The organism is Selenomonadales bacterium (assembly GCA_018335585.1).
Lineage (GTDB): Bacteria > Bacillota > UBA994 > UBA994 > UBA994 > UBA994.
On record JAGXRZ010000020.1, the window covers coordinates 84,310 to 105,332 of the forward strand.

The window sequence follows — 21,023 nt, forward strand, 5'->3', positions numbered from 1 at the left end:
CTCCTTGCTACGAGTCTATGCGGGTTCTTCGTCCCCTATTTGTCGGGCTGTCTGACCTCTTTAGTTTGTGTGGGCAACAAGTCCTTGCGCGAGGCCCCGATGCGACCCATGCGGTCAACTTCCGTGATCTTAACCTGTACCCTGTCGCCGACGTTGACAACGTCCTCAGTGCGCGCTACGCGCTCATGTGCCAGTTGAGAAATGTGTACCAGTGCTTCCTTGCCGGGCATCAGTTCGACAAACGCCCCATACTTCTCTACTCTCGTTACCTTGCCTGTGTAAATCTCCCCTACGGCCATTTCACGCACGAGGTCGGAGATTATCTCCTTCGCCCGCATCCCTTGTTCGGCGTCTACTGCCGCAATGAAGACCCTGCCGTCGTCCTCAATGTCAATCTTGACGTTGGTTTCTTGGATGATCTTGTTAATCATCTTGCCGCCGGGTCCGATGACATCCTTAATTTTGTCGACCGGAATAGTGAGCGTGAACATGCGCGGCGCGTAGGGGGAAAGCTCGGCGCGGGGGCTAGACAAGACAGAGAGCATTTTCTCCAGGATGAAGAGTCTTCCTTCCCTAGCCTGAGCTAACGCCTCGCCAAGAATCTTCTCGTCCAAGCCGCTAATCTTGATGTCCATCTGCAACGCGGTTATACCTGTAGCCGTCCCCGCAACTTTAAAGTCCATGTCGCCGAGGTGGTCTTCCATGCCCTGAATATCTGTCAGTACAACGTAGGCGCTTCCTTCTTTAACTAAGCCCATGGCCACCCCTGATACGGGGGCCTTAATCGGCACGCCTGCGTCCATCAGCGCGAGTGAGCTGCCGCAAACGCTAGCCATAGACGAAGAGCCATTCGACTCCAGTACCTCAGAGACCACACGCACCGTATAGGGGAACTCCTCTTCGGTCGGGATGACGGGTAACAAGGCCCGCTCCGCTAGCGCGCCATGTCCGATGTCGCGACGTGATGGACCCCGCTGTGGGCGCGTTTCTCCGACACTGAAAGATGGGAAATTGTAGTGGTGAAGGTAGCGCTTAGACTCGTCAATGCCTAGGTCGTCGATAATCTGCACGTCGCCCATGGCGCCTAATGTTACCGTGGAAAGAACTTGCGTCTGGCCTCGTGTAAAGAGCGCCGAGCCGTGCGTGCGCTTAAGTACCGGAGCCTCGCAGCTGACAGGCCGTATTTCCTTCAGACTGCGTCCATCCGGCCGGAAGTGCTCCTGTGTTATGGCCGTGCGGACGAGGTCCTTAAGTAGATTGTCTAGGATTTCTTTAATTACCTTCCCTTGTTCGGGATAGAGGGTCGAGAACTTAGCCAAAGAGTCCTGCATCACCTGACCTATGTTGGCTTCGCGCGCTAGTTTGTCGGCGTTTTGGATAGCGGCGCGCAGCTTGTCTGAAGTATAGGCGCGGACTTCTGCCGTAAGCTCTGTTGGCAGGGAAGAAAGCGCCACTTCTACCTTAGGACGTCCGACCTCTTGCCGCATGGAGTCTATGACCGCGACAATGCGCTTAATCTCCTTATGCCCGGTCATAATGGCTTGCAGCATTTGTGCTTCGCTTAGTTCGCCTGCCTCGGCCTCTACCATCATAATGGCGTCCCGCGTGCCGGCCACTACTAGATGCAACCTGCTTTTTTCGGCTTCGGCGAGAGTTGGGTTGATGACAAACTGATCATCAATGAGTCCTACAACTACCCCGGCTATGGGGTCGTGGAAGGGAATATTGGAAATGGATAGCGCAGCCGACGCTCCAACTAAAGCCGCGATTTCCGGCAAGTTGTTCTGGTCGACGCTTAGCACTGTCGCCACCACTTGCACGTCGTTCCGAAATCCGTCGGGGAACAAGGGGCGCAGTGGCCGGTCAATTAGGCGGGCGGCAAGTATGGCTTTCTCACCCGGGCGTCCTTCGCGCTTTAAGAAGCCGCCGGGTATCTTACCTACCGAATAAAGCCGTTCTTCGTAGTCGACTAGCAGAGGGAAAAAGTCGATGCCTTCGCGCGGCGCGCGAGACATAGTGGCAGTCACTAAGACGCTGGTGTCGCCATAACTCACGAGCACCGCGCCGTTAGCTTGTTTGGCAAGGCGACCTGTCTCAAGCGTCATTTCGCGTCCGGCGACAGGGAGCGAGTATTTCTTCATATGCAACCTCCTTCTCGTAGTATGGCCAATAAGTACAGTAAAAAGAAAAGCGGGTTCCCCGCTTTCCTATTTAGCGTATTCCAAGTTGCTCTTTGATGCTGCGGAATCTCTCGATATCTCTGTCCTGCACGTAGTTAAGGAGCTTCCTGCGTTGGCCGACCATCTTAAACAACCCACGGCGCGAGTGATGGTCCTTCTTGTGCACCCTGAGATGCTCAGTCAGCTCGTTGATGCGTCCCGTGAGAATAGCAATCTGCACCTCGGCGGAACCGGTGTCCTGCTCATGTGTGCGGAACTTGTCGATGATTGAGCGTTTCTTTTCCTGACTAATCATTGCTTCACCTCCTAATCGTAGTGGAACCTGCTCTGCAAGTTCACATTATCCATGTGCCAAGTGAGCCGTCGGAGTAGTCGGCAAACCTAGCCACAGGTACGGCTCATTCTAGCACTTTGCGCAAGAATAGGCAAGCGTGCGCGCGCGGGCAATATCCTGCTCGACTTGCTCACGCAGCTCATCCGGGCCCGCAAACGTTCGTTCGGGTCGCAGATAGTGCACGAGTTCAACTTCTAGTTCCTGCCCATAGAGGTCGGTGCGTTGACTTACCTCAAGGAAGTGCGCCTCCAAACCGAGGTTAGCGGGCGGGAATGTAGGACGAATACCTAGGTTGGCAACACCAAAACCTAGTTCGGCCGACCAAACCAGGTAAACTCCAAACGGAGGCAAGACCTGCTGCCGGGAAAGGGAGACGTTTGCGGTTGGGAAGCCAAGCTTCCTGCCACGGCCGTCACCCGCTGCGACCTCCCCTTGCAGAGAGAAGCGCCTGCCCAAGCAGTCTGCCGCTAAGTCTAATTCCCCCTGTTCGATTAGGCGACGCACCCGGGTGCTACTCACTACCTCTCCCGCCACAACGACGGGGGCAATCTCATGTACCGAAAACTGATGCTTCGCGCCAAGACGCTTAAGCAGCGCAATGTCGCCCACGGCTCGATGCCCGAAGGTGTAGTTAAATCCGGCGACGAAGTTCGGCGCGGTAAAAGTTAGTAGCAGTACTTCCAGAAGAAAACGTTCCGGAGAAAGGGAGGCAAAGTCCGGCGTAAAGGGGTGTTCGATTAAAATGTCTATCCCGCAGCCTTCGATAAGCTTACTGCGCTGGCTTTGTGTCGTAATTGCCCCGCTGCCATTACGCCCTGTCACCATACCGGGATGAGGGTAAAACGTAAACACGGCCGACAAACCCATAGCCTGCTTTGCGACAGCAGAGGCATGGCGCAATATGGCTTGGTGCCCGACATGTACGCCGTCAAAGCTGCCTAGGGCCACCGCCGAGATATGCATGTCACTAAGCCCCTCTAGGCTTGCAGTTTTTAACACTTAGGGTTCTCCTCTCTAGCCAAAACACGCGTCGGTATAATAAGGCCTAGTCGGCTGACTGCGAGCCCGAGACAGCGCGAGCCTGCAAACACGGCAAACTCCCCTGCCGGCAAGTCTGCCATGGCAATGCGTTGCCCACACAAAAATCTTGCCCCGGCAGCCTCATCAACTACTACTCTGGGAAAGGACTGCAAGAAGTTCTCAATCGCAGTAATATGCTGGGCCGGAGCGCACTTAAAGTCGCCTAGGGTGACGCTGTCCCTAAGTTCAAAGGGGCCGCTCTTGGTGCGCGTAAGTCTTCCCATACACGCGGCAACGCCTAGATTCGCGCCGATGTCTCGGCAGAGGGAGCGTATATATGTGCCCTTAGAGCAAGATACTCTGAGTTTCGCTATGCGCCTAGTTCCGTCCTCATACCACGCTAGCATATCTATGCGACGGATTTCGACCCGGCGGCGTTCGCGCGCAATCTCCAAACCTTGCCGAGCCAAATCGACCAGTTTGCGCCCCTCTACTTTTATCGCCGAGAACATGGGTGGCTCCTGCCAAATCTCCCCGACAAAACGCGGCAGCAGCGCTGTCAGATGGAACTCGGTTAGGTGACTAGCATCATCCGTCGCTACGACAGCACCAAAAATGTCCCACGTAGCGGTGGCCACGCCTAGTATGAGCTCTGCTTCATACTCTTTGACATCCCCTTCGACAAAGGAGATAAGCCGCGTAGCTTTCCCTACAGCTAGCGGCAGTACGCCCTCGGCATCAGGGTCAAGCGTGCCCATGTGACCGATTCTCCGTAGTCCAAGTATGCGCCGCACCTGAGCTACAGCGTCGTGTGAGGTCATGCCTGCCTCTTTATATAAATTAATGAAGCCATCAACCACAGGAGAGCACCTGTTTCACCGCTGCGAGTACGGCAGCGCGGACATCCGATATGGGCAAGTGCAGGGTGCATCCAGCCGCATTGGGGTGGCCCCCTCCGCCAAAGCTGACCGCGACGACCGAGACATCGCAGTTGCCACGCGAGCGCAGGCTGACCTTAGTTATGCCAGCCTGTACGGCGCGCAGGAGCACGGCGATTTGTGTCCCCGGCACGGCCCGCGCATAATCAATCATCCCTTCCATCTCTGTATCGTCTACGCCGCAGCGCGAGAAAACAGCAAAGGGAATTTCCATCACCGTTACCCTACCATCGCACTCCTGCGTCAGAGTGGAGAGAGCCTCGCGCAAAAGGCAGAGCTCGGAGAGCGTTTTGCGTTCTAGGCAGTACTCGACAATTAAGCGCAGGTCGGCACCGGCATCGAGTAGCTTAGCCGCGTCGCGCAGTACCGTAGGGGACGTATTGCCGTGGCGAAAGAAGCCCGAATCAGTGGCTAACGCGGTATAGAGGCAAGTAGCTGCCTCCGGCATGACAACCCAGCCCGCCCGCTCAGCCAAGGTAAGGACTTGTTGCCCGACAGCTGCGAAGCGCGGGTCTACCCACGCTGTGCCCAGCGTTCCTTGATTTGACTGGTGATGGTCGATGTTAATGAGCACAACGCCGCCGCGGGCCTCCTCATGGTCTTCCCTGCGTAGGAAGGACTCGTTAAAGCCGGTACGGCGCACATCCGTACAGTCCATGACCACGACTACGTCCCAATGAGTCGGGAAGTCTTTGGTTTCGGTAATCACTGCACCTACACCGGGCAGAAAGCCGTAGCGCGCCGGGACTTTCTCCACCGAGACGACGTGGGCGTTCACACCTTGCCCCCTGAGCAGGTGCCCTAAACCTAGGCAAGACCCTAATGAATCACCGTCAGCCGAGACGTGTCCCACCAAAAGGACTCCCCGCGACGCCGACAACTGAGCAATAATCGTGTCGAGCAGAGCACTATTTACCGCCACGTTCAATGTCCTTAAGCAGCTTGTTGATGTGGGCTCCATGCGCTAGCGAATCATCTAGGCGGAAGATTATCTCGGGGGTGAAGCGAAGCTCCACGCGCCTCCCTACTTCGGAGCGGATGTAACCACTCGCACTCTCGAGCGCTTTCTCTGTTTCGGACTTTTCTTCTTCGGTCCCTAACACCGAAACGAAGACCTTGAGATGCCTTAAGTCGCCGGATAATTCTACGCTGGTGATCGACGCAAAGCCGATTCTTGGGTCTTTCATCTCGCGTAAAATGTCGCTGATTGCTTCTTTGAGCAGCGTTTTGATGCGCTCCCGCCGATACTGAGACACAGAAATTCCTCCCTTTGACTGACTACAGCAGCTCCCGCTCTGCGCTGACGACCAGGCCGGTAGCACCAACGCCCCTACGCGGTAGTTCATTTAACCTCAACTTGCTCCTTGGCAAAGGCTTCGATAATGTCGCCTTCTTTCACATCGCCATAGCCTTCTATGCCGATGCCGCATTCAAACCCCGCCAGCACCTCGCGGGCGTCATCCTTGAACCGCTTAAGTGAGCTGATTTTCCCCTCATGCACGATAACCCCTCCGCGCACCAGACGAACACTGCTTTGGCGCGTAATCTTGCCTTCGGTGACCATGCAGCCGGCGATTGTCCCCACATCTGAGACCTTAAACGTTGCGCGGACTTGTGCCTGTCCGACGACGACTTCGCGAAAAACGGGAGCTAGCATGCCCTTAAGCGCGGCTGTGAGGTCATCGATAATCTCGTAGATGATGCGGTAAAAGCGCATGTCTACCTGTTCCTGCTCCGCAACACGGCGGGCGTTAGCGTCCGGGCGCACGTTAAACCCAATGACTATAGCATCTGATGCTTTCGCCAGAATGACGTCGCTCTCATTTACCGGTCCAACTCCAGTGTGGATTACCTTGATTTCGACTTCCTTGTTGCTAAGCTTCTCAATTGCAGGTCTCAGCGCCTCCACGGAGCCCTGCACGTCGCCCTTGATGATGAGTTTGAGGTCTTTGTTTTGGCCGGACTGCACGCGCTTGAAGAAGTCGTCGAGGTTGGCGCGCTGCACCGGACGCTGCTCAGCTAGTTTCTTAGCCTCTGCATTCGCAATCGCCAAACTCCGGGCGGTGCGCTCATCTTTAACCACCTTAAACTCGTCACCTGCATGTGGGGGCATTGACAACCCTTGTATCTCCAGTGGGGTGGATGGACCGGCCTTCTTAAGCCTCTTCCCTTTGTCGCTGACCATGGCGCGAACTCGGCCAAAGCAAGTGCCGGCAACTACCGAATCGCCGATGCTCAACGTGCCCCGCTGCACAAGTACGGTAGCCACAGGCCCTTTACCTTTATCTACGTGCGCCTCGATGACCACGCCGCGCGCGGAGCGATTAGGGTTAGCGCGCAACTCAAGCACTTCTGCCACGGTTAAGACCGCAGCCAAGAGATTGTCAATCCCTAGGCGTTGCAGTGCAGAGACCTCTACGAAAATGTTCTCTCCGCCCCACTCCTCAGGTACAATACCGTATTCGGTTAACTGCTGCTTAATCTTTTCTACATTAGCGCCCGGTTTGTCTACCTTGTTGACGGCGACTAATATTGGCACCTGCGCCGCTTTAGCGTGATTAAGTGCTTCGACGGTCTGAGGCATTACCCCGTCGTCTGCCGCAACTACGAGTATGGCGACGTCTGTAACCTTAGCCCCGCGGGCGCGCATTTGTGTAAACGCCTCATGTCCCGGCGTGTCCAAGAAGACTACCTTGGCGTCACCGACATCGACCTGATAAGCCCCAATATGCTGCGTGATGCCCCCGGCCTCGGAAGCGGTGACATTCGTACGGCGAATGGCGTCTAACAGCGAGGTCTTGCCGTGGTCAACATGTCCCATGACTGTGACTACAGGGAAACGCGGCAGCAAGCTTTCAGGGGCGTCGATTTCCTCTAGTTCCTCCGCGCTTTGTGCCGGGGCGATAACCTCTAGCTTAAGGCCAAGTAAATCTGCGACAATCTCCAATGTGTCTAGGTCTAGCTGCTGATTAATGTTGGCCATCATTCCGACTTCTAAGAGGCGCTTGAGAATCTCACCGACCGGTCTGCCGGAGAGCTTGGAGAATTCCCCTACCGTCATCGGCCCTTCAATCTTTAGCGAAAGAGCCCCCTGCTGTTGCGCAGCTTGGGGTACAGGCCGGTTGCGCCGGTTGGCTGCACCAAGCTTCTTGTCCACAATGGAAGATTCGGGCTCCTGAAAGCGTTTGTCTCTGCCACGCTCGACTACGACCTTGCCGGGGCTTCTGTTGTCGGTGGCAGGCTTCGCCGGTGCGCCAGCCGAAGTTTTTGCCGGTGCCGCGGGAGGCTTTGGCGCGACAGGCGGACGCGGGGCATGGCGCGGAGCGTGTGCGGCTGTGCGCACGCTTTCTGCTGCCGCGGGACGCGCTGCCACCTCGCTTGGGGGAGTGGGTTCCGGTGGTGTCTCGGCGGCTGCCACAGGCGGCAGTGGCGCCGTCTTTTTCGCGCCCTGCGGTCGCTTCTTACGTTGCTTCGTAATTACCTCACGGATAATGCCGGCCACCTGAGTATCAATCATACTCATGGGATTAGAAATGTTAAGGTTAAGATCCCGCAGCGCTTCCACTAGCTTTTCCGCAGGTATCTGAAGCTCTTCTGCTAACTCAAAAACTCTGATTTTAGACACTTATCCCACCTCCAGTTTCTTGGCTCATGCTCCACAGCCTTTGCGCAAAGCCCGCATCTGTGACTATTAGCGCCGCGCGGGGGCTCTTGCCAATTGCGTTTCCTAGCGCTATCTTTGACGGTACGGCGACAATTTTAATGCCTCTACTGCGCGCCCGAGCGGTATACGCGAGCTTTACTTCGTCTGCAGCGTCTTCCGCCAGAACGATAAGCTTTGCCTGCCCCTTCTCCATAGCCTGCTCGCAGGCCACAGCGCCACTGCGAACAGCGTGAGCCCGTTTCGCTAAGCCTAGCATGTGCATAAACCGCTCAGACACTTAGCAGTCTCTCCCTGATCTTGGCAACTACTTCAGCCGGGATATCTGTCTCTAAACCCGTCTTTAGACGACCGGCTTTAAGCGCCGCCTCCAAGCAGCTTGGGCTTGGACAGACGTATACTCCCCGACCGGACTTCTTCCCGGTGGTGTCTAGGTCAACCGCGCCCGAGGGGTCTCGCACAATGCGCACTAGCTCGCGCTTGGCCTTGACAGTGCGGCAACCCACACAAGTGCGCTCCGGCACATGTTTGTGTTTCACAACGCTCACTCCCGAAAGCGCATGTTTGCAGCTTGGCTCTCGCTTTTGATGTCTATCTTCCAGCCCGTCAGTTTGGCGGCGAGACGGGCATTCTGACCTTCCTTGCCGATAGCCAAGGAAAGTTGGTAGTCAGGGACAATGACGCTGGCGACTTTCGTCGTTTCATCTATGTCTACACGGCTTACTTTAGCGGGACTTAAGGCCTGCGTGACGTACTCACGCGGGTCAGTCCTAAACTCTACAACATCTATCTTCTCATTTCCCAGTTCACCGACAATTGCCTGAATCCGCATGCCCCTAGGACCCACACACGCCCCCACCGGGTCGATGTTCTCGTCGCGGGCAAAAACAGCAATCTTGCTGCGGCTACCCGCCTCGCGCGCCACCGAACGCAACTCGACGGAGCCGTCATGAATCTCTGGGACTTCAAGTTCCAGCAGGCGCTTAAGCAAGCCGGGGTGACTCCGCGACACTGTCACTTGCGGTCCCTTTGTAGTCTTGCGCACCTCTACGACATAGGTCTTTAAGCGCTGTCCCGGGCGGTATACTTCGCCAGGCACTTGCTCAGACTGGGGCAAGAGGGCCTCTACTTTACCTAAATCGATGATGACATTGCGGTCTACCCGCTGGACGACACCAGTGACGATATCGCATTCGCGGTTGGTAAACTCCTGATAAATCATGCCTCGCTCGGCTTCGCGAATGCGTTGTACGACAATCTGTTTAGCGGTCTGTGCGGCTACGCGGCCAAAATTGCGCGGCGTAACTTTCGTTTCGCAGACATCACCTAGCAGATACGAGGGGTTGATGCTCTTGGCCTCATCAATGTGCATCTCGGAGTTTGGGTCCTTTACTTCGCTGACGATACGGCGCAACGAGTAAACCGAGACTTCGCCTGTATCCCTATCGATGGTGACACGTACATTGCCGCTGCCGCCGAAGTTCTTCTTATATGCAGACAGCAAAGCGGTTTCAAGTGCGTCGAATAGAATGCTTTTGTCTAACTGCTTTTCGCGTGCTAGTTGCGCGATGGCCTCAATGAATTCAGCGTTCACTTTTATTTCTCGTCCTCACTTTACACTAAACTCAAGTTTGCACTTCTTTATGTTCTCGATAGGAATCGATAGCATGTCGCCGCTATCACAGGCTAGGAGTACCTCTGGCCCCGCGGTTCCGCTGAGTACGCCTGTGTGCTCATGGCGTTCGCGCATAGCCTCACGTAGAACTACTTTGGCCCGTCGACCCTTGAAGATATCGTACTCCTGCTTGCGTTTAAGCACGCGGTCAAGTCCCGGAGAGGCAACCTCAAGCGTGTAGCCTGTCAACTCGCTGACCGAGTCAAGTACAGGCTCTAAGGCCTCTGCCACACGCTCGCAGTCACTAAAGCCTACCCGCCCCTCGTCGGTGCGAGCGACATACACGGCAAGCGTCCTCCTCCTGGCGGGAACCCATTCTACGTCTACAAGTGCCAGACCTAAGCCCTCTACCACCGGCCCGCACAGGTCATACAGACGTTCTGCAAGCAGCTCCATACCTGACACTCCTTTAACAGCTTCACTTCGATAAAGTAAAGAGTGGGAAGGACCCACTCTCTGCCGCAAAGATTATATCAAATGCCTATCGGCTGTGCAAGAAAAGTTCTGCTTTACTTGTCTAGCTCGCACACAGTGTGAACACCCGGCAGCGCCGCTAAGTCGGCCATGGCCTCGGCCACGGCCATGCCTTTAGGCAGCTTTAGCTCCAAGCGAACCTGCACATTACCGTCCGCCACATCTGCCCGGTCGATAGTAATGTTACGCACGCTGATATTCTTCCCGCCTAGTGCGGCGCCGATGCGCCCTAGCTGTCCGGGCTGATCTAGCGTGACTACGCCCATCTTCACATAACTAGCAGGGTTAATCCAGCCACGCTCGAGGTGAAAGAAGACGCCAAGCGTCAGATAAACCAAGACGGTAGCTGCCACCGCGCTCAGGTAAAACCCCGCACCACATGCCAAGCCGATGCCGGCTACAACCCAGAGCGACGCGGCCGTAGTCAGTCCGCGGATACTAGCTCCCTCACGCATAATTGTCCCGGCGCCTAGAAAGCCGATGCCAGAAACCACTTGTGCGGCGAGACGCCCAGGGTCATAGGGCTGACCGAACTCCTGAAACCCGTACATGGAAAGCAGCATAATCAGGGCTGCGCCAAGGGCCACCAGTACATGCGTGCGAAATCCGGCGGGTCGATTCAGGCCCTCGCGCTGTAACCCAATCGCGCCCCCTAAGATGCACGCCAACGTAAGCCGAAAGACCAAGCTTAATGCGGGTATCGACACCTAGAACGCCCCCTTATGAATATGAGTGCGCGTAGAATGTGCCAGTACATCCTGAGGCGTGAGGCTAAGCCACGCCACAGACCTAATTTCTCTTCTTTCATGACCTGGGTGACGTCATTTAGTGGCACGGTGCGGGTTGCAGTGTCGGATTCACGTAGGTAACGGGTTAGGGCAATCTCTACTCCCCACCCCGTATCGGCGAAGTTTGGCGCGCCACTTAACACGGCACGGGTCATGGCACGCTGCCCCGAAAGAAAAGGTGCAACCCTTTGGGCTAGATCTGTCATCAGGCGACCGCTGCCAAAAACTCCTAAGGTCGAGGCGACTTCACCTTGGAGAATCGGTTTGAGCAGGCTTTCCACGTGAGCAGGCATCAACCCGACCAAGTCGGCGTCTAAGAACAGCACAACATCGGCGTCAGTGTGTGCAAACCCCACGAGCATGGCTCCGCCTTTGCCTCGGTTAGGTGAAAGCTCTATGGTACGCGCCCCGGCACTAGAAGCCTCACCGGCAGTGTTGTCGGTTGAGCCGTCACTTACCACGACTACTTCGTCGACTAGCGCGCACTGCTTAGCGGCTTGTACTACGCTGCCTACTGTACGCTCCTCGTTATATGCCGGTATTATCACCGCAACTTTAATAGGTGCCGCCTCCTTTATCGGACTAGTGAGGCTGCCAGGCTTCGTACTTCGGCTGTGAGGCGCTCCGTCGCCTCGGCTAGAGGAATTAGCTCGCAAGCTTTGCCGTCGCGAAACAGCACTGCACCGCCGGGCGCAAGGGCAATGCCTACGTGCGCCTCGCGCGCTTCGCCGGGTCCGTTCACAGAACAGCCCATCACAGCAACTTTCAATGGCAGGTGACTAAACTCCTCTAGGTTTTTCTCCACGGCCTCGGCAATTTGAATCAGCTCGCTTGACGTGCGAGCACAGGTTGGGCAAGACACAACGCGGAGTTGCTTGTCCGCAAGGTCTAGGCTCGCGAGAATCTCTTTGGCGACGCGCACTTCCTCCACAGGGTCAGCTGTAAGGGAGACGCGGATCGTATCGCCGATGCCCTGCGACAAAAGCACACCTATGCCTACGGCCGAGCGCACTGCTCCGCAGAGCAAAGTACCGGCCTCGGTAACACCTACATGCAGCGGAAAATCCGACTGCTCACTAAACAAGACGTTAGCCCGAACAGTAGTATAGACGTCCGAAGACTTAAGCGAAAAAATCAGGTTTTCAAAGCCCATGTCCCGTATTTCGCGCTCATGCAGGAGCGCCGCCTCTACCATCGCCTCTGCTGTCGGTCTGCCAAAGCGCGATAGCACGGCCGCAGGTAACGAACCCGAGTTAACACCGATGCGCAGAGCTGTGCCATAGCGGGAGGCGGCTGAGATGACAGCTCTCACTTCAGTGACCCCCCCAATATTGCCGGGGTTAATCCGTACTTCTGCTGCCCCGCGCTCGATTGCTCCTACTGCCAAGCGATAATCAAAGTGAATGTCGGCGATAAGCGGCACGTCTGTCTTCGCTACAAGTAACGCAAACGCGGACAGCGCCGCGCTGTCCGGCACTGCCACGCGCACAAGGCGACATCCGGCTGCTGCCAAACGTGAAATCTGTGCCGCTGTGGCTCCGACATCGACTGTCGGGGTGTTCGTCATGCTCTGGATGACAATCGGGTAGTCTCCGCCAATCCGGACGTTTCCGACGTTTGCGACGCGGGTTGCTCTTCTCATGCTCTTAGAAGATGTCTAATCGGCGCAAGTCGCCAAAAGTCACAAGTACAATTAAGACCATGAGCAACACAAAGCCTATCAAGTGAATCATGTTTTCTTTCTCGGGGTCGACAGGCTTGCCGCGCAAACGTTCCAGCGCCAAAAATACCAGCTTACTGCCGTCTAACGCGGGAATCGGCAGTAAATTAAACAGGCCTAGTTGGATGCTAATTATCGCTGCGAAGGACAGCAAATTAGCTATGCCGGTGCGGGCTACTTCACCTACCATGACGACCATGCCGATAGGACCGGCTCCCTCTGCCGGCAACCTGCCCGTGAGCATGCGTCCAATCACGGAGAGGATTTCCGCTGTTAAGCCGGCCATCTCCCGTACGCCTAGGAAAACTGCGGTAAGAGGGTCGAAGCGCTCGTTCTTTGGCGAGACACCGACTAGGAGGCGATTAGTCGCCTCGTCTCTTTGGGGAGTGACAAGTACAGACATCTCCTGCTCTCCCCTGCGCAATACAAACACTAAGGGCTGCCCTGCGCTCTCGGTGATAGCGCGCTGCAGGTCAGGCCAAGTAGCGATAGCCGCATCACCAATCCGCAGTATCCTATCCCCCGGCTGCAGCCCCGCCTGTGCCGCAGGCCACCCTTCATTTACAGATCCTAAAACAGGCTGATTTGAGGGGACACCCACGAACATAAAGATCGAGGCGAAAATAAGGGCAGCCAAGAGAAAGTTCATGAAGGAACCGCCGGCGACAAAAATCATGCGCTGCAACACCGTCTTCTTGTCGTAACGGCGTGTTTCAGGTATGGCTGCGCCTACCGCACTCGCTTCCTCGCCTGCTACGCGCAGAAAACCCCCTACGGGCAATACGCGAAGTGAGTACTTGGTTTCCCCGCGTTGCACAGATATGAGGGCCGGCCCCATGCCAAGCGCAAACTCCTGTACGTACATGTTCGCCGCCTTAGCCGCCAAGAAGTGGCCAAGCTCATGGAAGAACACTAGCACCCCGATAATTACGACAGCAAGGAGAATCACCAACTAGCACACCGCTTTCTGTCTAATAATCGCTTGAGCTCGACTGCGCGCCCATGTGTCGATGGCCAAGACATCTAGAATACTCGCCGGGGGCAAGGGCAGGTCGGCGGACAAAACTTCTTCCACGATTGCCTCTATGGCCAGAAAAGGCAGCCGTCCCTCCAGGAAGGCCAAAACTGCCAGCTCATTGCTAGCGTTAAGAGCAATGGGGTACGATCCTCCCACCTTACCTGCCTCTATCGCTAATCCCAGACAACGAAAAGCTTCTAGATCGGGAGGAAGGAAGGACCATGTGGTGCCATGCCAGTTGTTCACTACGTACTCCCCAGGCCACCTTTCCGGATACGACAGGGCAAGTTGAATGGGAATGCGCATATCAGGGCGACTGCACTGAGCTAACTGAGAACCATCAACGTACTCCACTAGCGAGTGCACTATACTTTCCGGGTGCACCAAGGTCTCAATGCGCTCATACGGCATACCAAACAAGTGATGCGCCTCAATAATCTCTAAGCCCTTGTTCATCAGCGTAGCCGAGTCTACGGTAATCTTTCGCCCCATGCGCCAAGTGGGGTGTTGCAGCGCGTCATCTGCAGTAATCGCAGCAAGTTCGGAGCGCGACTTGCCAAGAAACGGTCCCCCAGAGGCTGTGAGAATAAGCCTCTTCACATCGGCCACCTGCCACCCCAGGAGCGCTTGCCAAATGGCCGAGTGCTCGCTGTCTACAGGGATGAGCTCCCCTCCGCTTCTCGTCACCGCCTCCATCAGCAAACGTCCGGACGCCACCAGAGCTTCCTTGTTGGCCAGTGCGAGACGGACGCCCTTCTCTGCTGCCGCAAACACTGCAGGGAGTCCTGCCATGCCACTTGTCGCGGCTACCACCACGTCCGCCGGGGCTGCGCGCACGAGGTCTACGGCGGCCGACTCGCCGGCAAAAACCGTCAGCCTAGAATACGCCAAACGAAGGGCTGTCGCTTTCTCTGTGTCGCGTATGGCCACAAAAGCCGGACGAAACTCCTCTACTTGTGCCATCAATAGCTCTATATTGCTGCCAGCCCCGAGGCCGACCACCTGCAGTCTATGTGGATTACGCCGTATAACGTCAAGACAGCCTGTGCCTATCGACCCCGTAGCGCCAAGGACTACTACTTGCTTGGCCTTTGTCATGGCATTATCGCCATCCACACCCAATACACGGCGGTAGCAGCGAACATCAAGGAGTCAAACCTGTCAAGCACGCCGCCATGACCGGGGAGCAAAGTGCCAGAGTCTTTCACGCCCACATAGCGCTTTAGCGCCGACTCCGCTAAGTCACCTAGTTGGCCCACAAAACCGACCAGTATACCCATCATTATGGCGCCTAACAGAGTGAGACGCAAGTGGCTGTGCATTAACACAAAAACTAAGACGCTGCCGAGTAGACCCCCCACCGCCCCTTCAACGCTCTTCTTGGGCGAGACATCTCGCCAAGGACGCACTCGGCCGAAGCGCACCCCGATTAGATAGGCAAAGGAGTCATAGGCCCAGACGCCGACGACAGCCGCAATGGCCCACAGGGCGCCGGCCTCCGCGCGCAGGAAGAGCAAGTTCCCAAAGAGAATGGTAGGGTAAAGTGCGGCAAGCAAACTTGCGCCTACCTCGGCGAGACTAAAGCCGGGGAACGTAAGCAACTGACGCGCCAAGAGCACGGAGCACAGCGCGACAACCAGCTGTAACGCTAATTGAACTGCACCTATATGCGCCGCCCACAAATACAGTATGGGAAACCAATAGACTAAAGAACTAGTGGTAATGTTCTTCGCCCGCAGGAGATTCTGCATCTCCATCACCGCTAGTACAGCAAGTACCATCGTGAGGAGCGTCATGGGCAGAGCACCTTCATAGATTGCCACAAGGATTATAGGAAGACCGACTAGTCCGGTAAGAATCCGCGTAAGCACAAGCGCCCCCCTATCGCTATAGTCCTCCCCGCCTGATGCTGCGACCTTGATACTCCAAAATGACTTCCCGAAGATCGCTGCCATCAAAGTCTGGCCATAGCTTTTCCACGAAAAACAACTCGGTGTATGCTAACTGCCAAAGGAGGAAGTTGCTGATGCGCTTCTCCCCGCCGGGGCGGATAAGCAGGTCTGGGTCGGGCAGACCATCTGTATACAGGCAAGCCGAGAAGTCTGCCTCTGTGCCGGTACGTGCGTGTCGCTCTGCGAACAAACGCGCCGCTCGCATAATCTCCGCCCGGGCACCGTAGTTAAGGGCGAGGTTTACGGTAAGCCCCGACGCTGTGCGCGTCGCAGCTACCGCCTCCTCCACAGCTTGGCGCGTCCCGAGCGGCAAGGCTTTAATGTCTCCTAGTATTTTTATGCGCACGTTTGCTTCCTGTAGCGCAGGGCGCTCCTTGCGCCAGAACTCACCCGGCAAACTCATAATGAACTCCACTTCACCGGGCGGACGCTTCCAATTCTCAGTTGAGAAAGCATATAACGTAAGAAACTTGATGCCGAGCCGCGCTGCTTCTTGTATAACCTTGCGAGCGCTCTCTAAGCCTGCGCGGTGACCGGCTGAGCGCGGTAGGCCGCGGCGCTCAGCCCAACGGCCGTTGCCGTCCATAATAATGGCGACATGTGTCGGGCTCATCGTCATCCTCCTGTAGCATAATCCCCCCGTCTCTGGGGGGAGTGCCTTACACCTCCGTTATTTCAGCCTCTTTGGCCAGCAGGACTTCATCGGTCTCTTTCACGTACCTATCGGTGAGCTTCTGCACTTCCTCCTGACCCTTCTTGGCTTGGTCTTCGGAGATATCGCCATCTTTCTCGAGCTTCTTTACCAGTTCATTGGCATCCCTGCGCAGATTGCGCACAGCGACCTTTGCCTCTTCCGCCTTTTTCCTGGCCACCTTCACCAGCTCGTTACGCCGTTCGGTAGTAAGCGGTGGGATAACCAGACGAATTAAGGTGCCGTCGCTGTTGGGCGTGAGACCCAAATCTGATTTTTGAATAGCCTTCTCAATCGGCTTGAGCATGGCTTTGTCCCAAGGCTGGATGACCAGCGTGCGTGCGTCAGGCACGTTGACACTGGCAACTTGGTGTATGGGTGAGGGCACACCGTAGTATTCCACGACCAGCTTTTCCAGCAACGCCGGCGTCGCCCTGCCGGCCCGCAGTCCCCCCAGCTCTTTTTGCAGCGACTGCACCGACTTCTTCATTTTGTCTTCTACTTCCTTTAGCACATCTTTAATCATGGATATCCTCCCTCCTGATGAAGGTCCCTACATCTTCGCCCATTACGGCGCGCTTAATGTTTCCCGGTACGCTGAGACTAAAAACCATAATCGGAATGCCGTTGTCCATGCACAGCGACGTGGCCGTGGCGTCCATTACGCGCAGGTTACGCCGCAAGACCTCGATGTAACTTAGCTCCGCGAAGCGCTTGGCATTGGCATTTAGATGTGGGTCGCTGTCATAGACGCCATCTACTTGTGTGGCTTTAAGGATGATTTCTGCGCCGATTTCGGCACCGCGCAGCGCTGCGGTAGTGTCCGTCGAAAAGAAGGGGTTACCGGTTCCCGCGGCAAAAATCACTATGTAGCCTTTTTCTAAATGAGTGATGGCTTTGCGCCTAATGTAGGGTTCAGCAATCTGCTTCATTTCGATTGCCGTCTGGACCCGCGTCGCTACGCCTAGTTTCTCGATAGCGTCCTGGAGGGCCAGAGCATTCATAACTGTAGCAAGCATCCCCATGTAATCCGCCGTGGCGCGGTCTAAGCCCTCTTGGCTGCGCGGGGCACCTCGCCAGAGATTTCCCCCGCCCACGACGACAGCCACATCGACTCCGAGATGCCTTATCTCTACGAGTTCTCTGGCCACACCAGAGACAATGTCTAGGTCGATGCCAAAGCCCTGCTGTCCGGCTAGAGCCTCCCCACTGAGCTTTACAATTACGCGGCGATACTTCGGCTCCACGAATCCATACCCCTCTCAAAAAGGGGAACACTCCCGTGTTCCCCCTCTTTGTTACTCCTCGGTAGTGCGCTTGGGTAACCCTTCACCCATTTGATAGCGGACAAACCGGCGGACTGTGATGTTTTCGCCTGTGGTGGCAACTCTAGATTGAATGTGCTCTTTCACGGTGACGTCGCCCTCACGAATAAAGGGCTGTTCCATCAGGCACACATCGGCGAAGAACTTCTCTAGGCGTCCCTCTACCATCTTGTCGATAATCTTTTCCGGCTTGCCTTCATTAATGGCCTGCGCCCGTAATATGTCTTTTTCGTGCTGAATGATGTGTGCCGGAACCTCTTCGCGCACGATATACTGCGGATTAGCTGCCGCAATTTGCATCGCGATGTCGCGGCACAGGGCGCGAAACTCGTTGGTTTTCGCGACAAAGTCCGTCTCGCAGTTCATTTCCACCAAGACGCCTATGCGACCGTTGCCATGGATGTAAGACTCAACTACACCCTCGCTAGTGATACGCCCGGCCTTCTTATTGGCGGCTGCAAGCCCTTTCTCACGCAAAAACTCAACTGCTTTCTCCATATCGCCGTTAGTTTCATTTAGTGCCTTCTTGCAGTCCATCATGCCGGCGCCTGTCCGCTCACGCAAGTCTTTTACGAGACTAGCTTCAATCTTGGCCATCATGCATACCTCCCTCGTTTCGCATCTTTACTCCTACGACTACTCTGCTAACTGCTCACCTTGTCTAGCTTCGAGGACAGCATCGGCCATCGTCGCAGTTAACAACTTGACTGCGCGGATGGCATCGTCATTCCCCGGAATGATGTAATCAACTTCGTCCGGATCACAGTTAGTGTCAACAATAGCCACGATGGGGATGCGAAGTCTGCGCGCCTCGGCAATGGCGTTCCGCTCCTTACGGGGGTCGATGACGAAAAGCGCTCCGGGAAGCTGACGCATGTCGCGTATACCGCCAAGAAACTTTTCTAGCCTCTCCATTTCCTTGCGCAAAGTGATAACTTCCTTTTTGGGAAGAACATCGAAAGTTCCGTCTGCCTCCATGCGTTCGAGGTCATGCAGGCGCTTGATGCGCTTTTCGATTGTCTGGAAATTTGTCAAGGTGCCGCCGAGCCAACGCTGGTTGACATAGAACATGCCGCAGCGGCGAGCTTCCTCGACGACTGCCTCCTGCGCTTGCTTTTTGGTACCGACAAACATGATGGTTTCTCCATTTGCCACGACGCTCTTCACGAACGCGTAAGCCTCATCTAATTTGCGCACGGTCTTTTGCAGGTCGATGATGTAGATACCGTTGCGCTCCATAAAGATGAATGGAGCCATCTTGGGGTTCCAGCGGCGCGTTTGGTGACCAAAATGCACGCCCGCTTCGAGTAGTTGCTTCATGCTGATTACTGCCATGAGACTCACCTCCTTAGGTTTTTCCTCCGCGCCTTCTACTGTGCCTAAACCGCGCCTTAGCACGGCACCACTAGCACATCCGGCCGCGTGTGTAATAAAACACCGACGCTCAGTATAGCATACCCCTACGCTTTGGGCAAGCAAATTCGGAGAGGTGCGGGGGCTCCTGGCTCCTGGGCTGGGTTAGTCATTCTTGGCTAGTTCTTCGAGCAGCTTGTTGTTAAGCACCTTAATATACGTGCCCTTCATGCCTAGCGAGCGCGATTCAATGACCCCCGCGCTCTCTAACTTGCGTAAGGCATTTACAATTACCGAACGGGTAATGCCGGCTTGGTCCGCGATTTTACTTGCCACCAATAAGCCTTCATTCTCGGCACCTAACTCACGCATAATGTGCTCTACGGCTTCGAGTTCTGAATAGGACAGCGCGTCTACAGCCATCTCGACGATAGCCCGCTGGCGCGACTCCTGGCTTGCGGCTTCTTGACGCGCCCTTAGAATCTCCATGGCCAAAATAGTAGCGCCAAACTCGGCTAATGCCACGTCATCGTCATTTAAGGGGTCATCAAAGCGGGCAATCAGCATCGTGCCGAGCCTTTCACCCCTGCCAACGACAGGGATTATAGTGGTCAGCTTACGGGTGTGTTCACACTCGGAGTCGTCAAACACGCAGTTCTCCGTTTCCCTGCAGTTTATATTGCTTTCGGCAATCGCTAGGATTTTGTCATTGTAATCGGCAGGGAAACGTCCGGACCTTACATGCCGCTTAAGCAAATCACACTCGTAGTCATCGATCAGAGCTACGCCAAGGAGCTTGCCGCGCGTGTTGAGAATGTACGTGTTGGCCCGAAAAACTTGCCCGAACAACTGCGCTAAGTCACTAAACCTTACCGCGTCTCCGGCGCCCTGTTGAAGAACTTTGTTCAGCCTGCGCGTCTTTTCCAATAAACCCATGCTCTCTCCTCCTAAAATACCACTTGATTTCGTAACTTGTCCCGCTCAGGACACGCGAGCCTCAAGCACGCGGATGGGCCTTGTTGTACACTGCTTTGATTCTCTCCTTCGATACATGAGTGTAGACTTGTGTAGTAGATATAGAGGTGTGCCCTAGCAACTCCTGCACAGCGCGTAGATCTGCGCCGTTATCCAGTAGGTGAGTGGCAAAACTATGGCGTAACGCGTGCGGTGTAACCCCTGTAAACTCCCCTCGCTGCACGTACTTGTCCACGATGCGTCCAAGACTCCGCCTGCTTAAAGGAGTCCCCCGATAGTTGACAAACACATGTCTTACACTGCGGTCCCCCACGAGCTTAGCGCGCAGATTGTTAAGATAGGTGCGCAAATGTTCTGCGGCTACCTTCCCAAAGGGGACGATGCGCTCTTTGGCACCCTTACCCATCACCCTGAGCGTGTAAGCACCCCAATCAATATCGGAGAGCTTAAGCGCCGCAATCTCGCTGGCACGACACCCCGTGGCGTAGAGTAGTTCGAGAAGCGCCCGATCCCGCAGCGCAAGGTTTTCTCCTTGAGCTAAGTCAAGCAGTTTGTCGACGTCGTCCTCGTACAGCACCGTCGGCAACGCGCGCCTCTGCCTAGGCAAATCTATCGCTGCCGCGACGTTGGTGATGCCTACTTCAGTCTGTACGAGAAAACTAAAGAACGAACGCAAGCAGGAGATTTTTCGTGCCAAAGAGCTCTTGGCATAGCCGCGCTTGGCTAGGTGCGCAATGAACCTGCGCACGTCGCCGGGAGCTAAAGCCGAGATGGATCTATCCCCGATGTACTCTCTAAACTGGCGGAGATCTAAGGAGTAGCTGGCCAGCGTCTTGTCGCTGCAACCCCTCTCGACACGGAGGCTCAGCAAATATCGGTCAATATGGTCGTCCACCCGCATCACCACCCAAATCTTATC

24 protein-coding genes are annotated in these 21,023 nt (G+C 55.6%); all 24 read right to left on the bottom strand.

Annotated features, from left to right (window positions below; genetic code table 11):
* Positions 1–35: 35 nt before the first annotated feature.
* A complete protein-coding gene (pnp, locus tag KGZ66_02710; protein ID MBS3984499.1) occupies positions 36–2,141 on the bottom strand; it encodes a polyribonucleotide nucleotidyltransferase in 2,106 nt (701 codons plus the stop codon).
* A gap of 70 nt (positions 2,142–2,211) precedes the next feature.
* On the bottom strand, positions 2,212–2,475 hold the full coding sequence (gene rpsO, locus KGZ66_02715) for a 30S ribosomal protein S15 (GenBank protein ID MBS3984500.1): 264 nt from the start codon (positions 2,473–2,475) through the stop codon (positions 2,212–2,214).
* Positions 2,476–2,583: 108 nt separating this feature from the next.
* The gene (gene ribF, locus KGZ66_02720; protein ID MBS3984501.1) at positions 2,584–3,513 is read right to left on the bottom strand and encodes a riboflavin biosynthesis protein RibF; all 930 of its coding nucleotides are present in this window, start codon (positions 3,511–3,513) and stop codon (positions 2,584–2,586) included.
* Positions 3,507–4,355: a tRNA pseudouridine(55) synthase TruB gene (gene truB / locus KGZ66_02725; GenBank protein MBS3984502.1), complete on the bottom strand. Its 849-nt coding sequence runs from the start codon at positions 4,353–4,355 to the stop codon at positions 3,507–3,509. The genes ribF and truB overlap by 7 nt, the downstream gene beginning before the upstream one ends.
* A gap of 31 nt (positions 4,356–4,386) precedes the next feature.
* The gene (locus tag KGZ66_02730) at positions 4,387–5,394 is read right to left on the bottom strand and encodes a bifunctional oligoribonuclease/PAP phosphatase NrnA (GenBank protein MBS3984503.1); all 1,008 of its coding nucleotides are present in this window, start codon (positions 5,392–5,394) and stop codon (positions 4,387–4,389) included.
* Entirely contained in the window at positions 5,381–5,728 is a 348-nt protein-coding gene (gene rbfA, locus KGZ66_02735) for a 30S ribosome-binding factor RbfA (protein MBS3984504.1), read from the bottom strand. The genes KGZ66_02730 and rbfA overlap by 14 nt, the downstream gene beginning before the upstream one ends.
* 86 nt (positions 5,729–5,814) lie before the next feature.
* A complete protein-coding gene (infB, locus tag KGZ66_02740; GenBank protein ID MBS3984505.1) occupies positions 5,815–8,097 on the bottom strand; it encodes a translation initiation factor IF-2 in 2,283 nt (760 codons plus the stop codon).
* Positions 8,090–8,413, bottom strand: a complete 324-nt coding sequence (locus tag KGZ66_02745; protein ID MBS3984506.1) for a ribosomal L7Ae/L30e/S12e/Gadd45 family protein — start codon at positions 8,411–8,413, stop codon at positions 8,090–8,092. The genes infB and KGZ66_02745 overlap by 8 nt, the downstream gene beginning before the upstream one ends.
* On the bottom strand, positions 8,406–8,672 hold the full coding sequence (locus KGZ66_02750) for a YlxR family protein (protein MBS3984507.1): 267 nt from the start codon (positions 8,670–8,672) through the stop codon (positions 8,406–8,408). The genes KGZ66_02745 and KGZ66_02750 overlap by 8 nt, the downstream gene beginning before the upstream one ends.
* Positions 8,673–8,677: 5 nt before the next feature.
* Complete coding sequence (gene nusA / locus KGZ66_02755; GenBank protein MBS3984508.1) at positions 8,678–9,727, bottom strand: transcription termination/antitermination protein NusA; 1,050 nt, start codon at positions 9,725–9,727, stop codon at positions 8,678–8,680.
* Positions 9,728–9,742: 15 nt separating this feature from the next.
* Positions 9,743–10,204, bottom strand: a complete 462-nt coding sequence (locus tag KGZ66_02760; GenBank protein ID MBS3984509.1) for a hypothetical protein — start codon at positions 10,202–10,204, stop codon at positions 9,743–9,745.
* Between the two features lie 113 nt (positions 10,205–10,317).
* On the bottom strand, positions 10,318–10,983 hold the full coding sequence (locus tag KGZ66_02765; GenBank protein MBS3984510.1) for an MgtC/SapB family protein: 666 nt from the start codon (positions 10,981–10,983) through the stop codon (positions 10,318–10,320).
* A complete protein-coding gene (locus tag KGZ66_02770) occupies positions 10,971–11,618 on the bottom strand; it encodes a glycosyltransferase (protein MBS3984511.1) in 648 nt (215 codons plus the stop codon). Before KGZ66_02770 ends, KGZ66_02765 begins: the two co-directional genes overlap by 13 nt.
* 26 nt (positions 11,619–11,644) lie before the next feature.
* A complete protein-coding gene (gene ispG / locus KGZ66_02775) occupies positions 11,645–12,712 on the bottom strand; it encodes a flavodoxin-dependent (E)-4-hydroxy-3-methylbut-2-enyl-diphosphate synthase (GenBank protein MBS3984512.1) in 1,068 nt (355 codons plus the stop codon).
* A gap of 4 nt (positions 12,713–12,716) precedes the next feature.
* Positions 12,717–13,742 carry an RIP metalloprotease RseP gene (rseP, locus tag KGZ66_02780; protein ID MBS3984513.1) on the bottom strand — a complete coding sequence of 342 codons (1,026 nt, stop codon included), beginning with the start codon at positions 13,740–13,742 and terminating at the stop codon, positions 12,717–12,719.
* The gene (gene dxr, locus KGZ66_02785) at positions 13,743–14,906 is read right to left on the bottom strand and encodes a 1-deoxy-D-xylulose-5-phosphate reductoisomerase (GenBank protein MBS3984514.1); all 1,164 of its coding nucleotides are present in this window, start codon (positions 14,904–14,906) and stop codon (positions 13,743–13,745) included.
* On the bottom strand, positions 14,903–15,679 hold the full coding sequence (locus KGZ66_02790; protein MBS3984515.1) for a phosphatidate cytidylyltransferase: 777 nt from the start codon (positions 15,677–15,679) through the stop codon (positions 14,903–14,905). The genes dxr and KGZ66_02790 overlap by 4 nt, the downstream gene beginning before the upstream one ends.
* Before the next feature lie 16 nt (positions 15,680–15,695).
* Positions 15,696–16,373 (bottom strand): di-trans,poly-cis-decaprenylcistransferase, encoded by a 678-nt coding sequence (gene uppS, locus KGZ66_02795; protein MBS3984516.1) that lies wholly within the window; start codon positions 16,371–16,373, stop codon positions 15,696–15,698.
* Positions 16,374–16,419: 46 nt separating this feature from the next.
* Entirely contained in the window at positions 16,420–16,977 is a 558-nt protein-coding gene (gene frr / locus KGZ66_02800) for a ribosome recycling factor (GenBank protein ID MBS3984517.1), read from the bottom strand.
* Positions 16,970–17,698: a UMP kinase gene (locus KGZ66_02805; GenBank protein ID MBS3984518.1), complete on the bottom strand. Its 729-nt coding sequence runs from the start codon at positions 17,696–17,698 to the stop codon at positions 16,970–16,972. Before KGZ66_02805 ends, frr begins: the two co-directional genes overlap by 8 nt.
* A gap of 51 nt (positions 17,699–17,749) precedes the next feature.
* Positions 17,750–18,373, bottom strand: a complete 624-nt coding sequence (gene tsf, locus KGZ66_02810; GenBank protein ID MBS3984519.1) for a translation elongation factor Ts — start codon at positions 18,371–18,373, stop codon at positions 17,750–17,752.
* 39 nt (positions 18,374–18,412) lie between these two features.
* Positions 18,413–19,111: a 30S ribosomal protein S2 gene (gene rpsB / locus KGZ66_02815; GenBank protein MBS3984520.1), complete on the bottom strand. Its 699-nt coding sequence runs from the start codon at positions 19,109–19,111 to the stop codon at positions 18,413–18,415.
* Between the two features lie 183 nt (positions 19,112–19,294).
* Positions 19,295–20,065 (bottom strand): GTP-sensing pleiotropic transcriptional regulator CodY, encoded by a 771-nt coding sequence (gene codY / locus KGZ66_02820; GenBank protein ID MBS3984521.1) that lies wholly within the window; start codon positions 20,063–20,065, stop codon positions 19,295–19,297.
* Positions 20,066–20,126: 61 nt separating this feature from the next.
* On the bottom strand, positions 20,127–20,999 hold the full coding sequence (locus KGZ66_02825) for a tyrosine recombinase XerC (protein MBS3984522.1): 873 nt from the start codon (positions 20,997–20,999) through the stop codon (positions 20,127–20,129).
* Positions 21,000–21,023 lie beyond the last annotated feature (24 nt).